The organism is Aeromonas sp. HMWF014, from assembly GCF_963878295.1.
In the GTDB taxonomy this organism is placed as follows: Bacteria; Pseudomonadota; Gammaproteobacteria; order Enterobacterales; family Aeromonadaceae; genus Aeromonas; species Aeromonas popoffii.
The window spans coordinates 1-2,291 of the sequence record NZ_CAWNYS010000405.1; the positions used below are offsets into that span (position 1 = coordinate 1).

Consider the following 2,291-nt stretch of genomic DNA (forward strand, 5'->3'; position numbering starts at 1 on the left):
CACGAACGGCGGCGTGACCACCTCTTTCACCTCCACCGTCTTCTCGATGGGGCGGTTGTTGAACAGGTGCCAGCCATAGTTGGCGCCAGCTCCCATCAGCAGGGCAAGCGGGGCCAGCAGCCACCAGATCCAGCGCCGGTTCTGCTCCTCTTCCTGGGTGACGGGCAGCCCCATCGCCGGAATATGGGGGGTGAACTGGGGCTGTTCGGCCCGGCGCAGTGCCTTGAGCAGGGTAGACATCAGGAAGCCTCCTCCGACAATGTGGCCATGGTCTCATCGTTCATGGTATCCAGCGTGGCCGGTGTGCTGGTGCGTTGGGACTCATCTTCCAGCCTCGGCATGGGTTCGCCGGCCATCACGTTGAGGCGCAGCAGGGTATTGCTGCCGGCGATGCCGTCCGGGTTCAGCCCCTGTTCGCGCTGGAACTGTTGCAACTTGCTCTTGAGCTCGGCGTCGAAGCGACGCACCTTGCGATCCGGCTGCTGCAAGGCGCGGCTGAGGGTGTTGTCCAGCCACTGCACCTGGGTCGCCCCGGCATTGTTGCCAATCAGGGCGACGCCGCCCTTGGGCATGCGCCACAGCAGGGTGTAGCTGCCACCCCAGAAGTCTGACAGCCACTGCCTGTCCACCTGCCAGCTCTGGTTGCCGATGAGCAGGTTGGCCTTGTCCGGCCCCAGGCTGACCAGGGTCGCGTAATAGATGCCGCCTGTCTCGTCGGTCAGGCTGATGAGGGCCGGGTGCTGCAGGGCTTGCAGCTCTGCCAGCGAGGCATCGCCCTCCTGGCAACGCAAACCGGCGCGCGGTGCGTTGTCGCAGGTCGCCTCCTCCAGCTCTGTCCGGTAGCCCCACACCTTGTAGAGATTCTGCATGGCACTCTCTGGCTCCAGCGCCTGATTGATGGCGCGGGTCAGCTGCTCCTGCTGCTCCGGGGTGTCGTCAACCTTGACCGGCACCTCCACCTTGATCACGGGGCGCTCGGGGAAGAAGCCGAAGAATTGCCAGCCCCACCAGCCGGTGGCGACCAGCAAGGCCCCTGCCAGAGCGACCATGAGGCCGGACTGCCAGGTGCCTTCGTCGCGAATGCCGCTCACCTCATAGGCCGCCAGGCTGATGTCACCGTGGACTATCTTGTGGCTGCCACGGGCGAAGGCGGCGATCAGGGCGCGGTCGCAGATGAGGTTGATGAGGCGAGGAATGCCGCCGGAGAGGCGGTGCAGGGTCTGGAGCGCTTTGGGGGTAAAGATGGGCTGGACGCAGCCTGCGATCTGCAGCCGGAAGCGCACATAGGCATCCACGTCCTGATGTGAAAGCGGCAGCAGGTGATAACGGGCCGTGATGCGCTGGGCCAGCTGGCGCAGCAGGGGTTGGCGCAGCATCTGTTGCAGCTCTGGCTGACCGATAAGCACCACTTGCAGCAGTTTCTTCTCGTCGGTTTCCAGGTTGGTGAGCAGGCGCAGCTGCTCCAGCACGCCGGGCAGCAGATGTTGGGCCTCATCCACCAGCACCACGCTGCGCTTGCCTGCTGCCAGGTTGGCCAGCAGGTGATCGCGAATGAGATCGAACAGCAGCTTGAGACCGGCGTCCTTGTCGTACGGCAGCTGGAACTCGTCACAGATGGCCGCCAGCAGGTCACGCTCGGTCAGGGATGGATTGAGGATGTAGGCGATCTCGGTCTCGGCCGGCAACTGTTGCAACAGGCAGCGGGAGACGGTGGTTTTACCGGTTCCCACTTCCCCGGTTAGCAACACGAAGCCTCCCCCATCCTGCAACCCGTAGTTGAGGTGGGCGAGGGCCTCCCCGTGACGTTCACTCATATAGAGGTATTTGGGGTTGGGCGAGATGGAGAACGGGGGCTCCGACAGACCGAAGAACTGTGTGTACATAAGGATCCATTCCATTGTTATGGGCGGCAGGTTAAAGCCTCCCCACTGGGATGTCAAAGACCCGGATGCCATAAGGGGGGCTGGCGCATCTGGCAGCCAAAACCGCTGTTTTTATCGAATGTGGTCTGGTTGTGGTGGGCCACTGTGGCTGTCGGGCCAAGCTGGCCGGGTGATCGCGGCAGCCTGATCGCGGGAGGCATGGTGGTGCCATCGTGTCCGCCAGGCAAAACCGGTATAATCGAGGCAGGTTTATCAAGGGAGACAGAGATTGCAGACTTATCTGGTTGGGGGCGCAGTGCGGGATCGCCTGTTGGGATTGCCGCAAGGGGATCGGGATCACCTGGTGGTGGGGGCGACCGTGGAGCAGATGCTGGCACTGGGATTCACCCAGGTGGGCCGCGACTTCCC

The 2,291-nt window shown here is 63.3% G+C and carries 1 protein-coding gene and 2 pseudogenes; 1 reads left to right on the plus strand and 2 read right to left on the minus strand.

All coding sequences use genetic code 11. The annotated features are described in order from the left end of the window. Together exeB and AAC083_RS16365 are read right to left on the minus strand one after the other, a co-directional pair. Positions 1–240 (minus strand): annotated as a pseudogene (gene exeB / locus AAC083_RS16360) (GspB family T2SS assembly factor variant ExeB); the annotation flags it as partial. After that, entirely contained in the window at positions 240–1,883 is a 1,644-nt protein-coding gene (locus AAC083_RS16365) for an ExeA family protein (protein ID WP_042035336.1), read from the minus strand. The pseudogene exeB and the gene AAC083_RS16365, both read right to left, overlap by 1 nt. 268 nt (positions 1,884–2,151) lie before the next feature. Here AAC083_RS16365 and cca point away from each other — a divergent pair. Next, positions 2,152–2,291 (plus strand): annotated as a pseudogene (gene cca / locus AAC083_RS16370) (multifunctional CCA addition/repair protein); the annotation flags it as partial.

What these genes read in the sequence shown, in the direction of transcription:
- AAC083_RS16365 (WP_042035336.1), bottom strand. Translation starts at nt 1,883, where the DNA reads ATGTACACACAGTTCTTCGGTCTGTCGGAGCCCCCGTTCTCCATCTCG.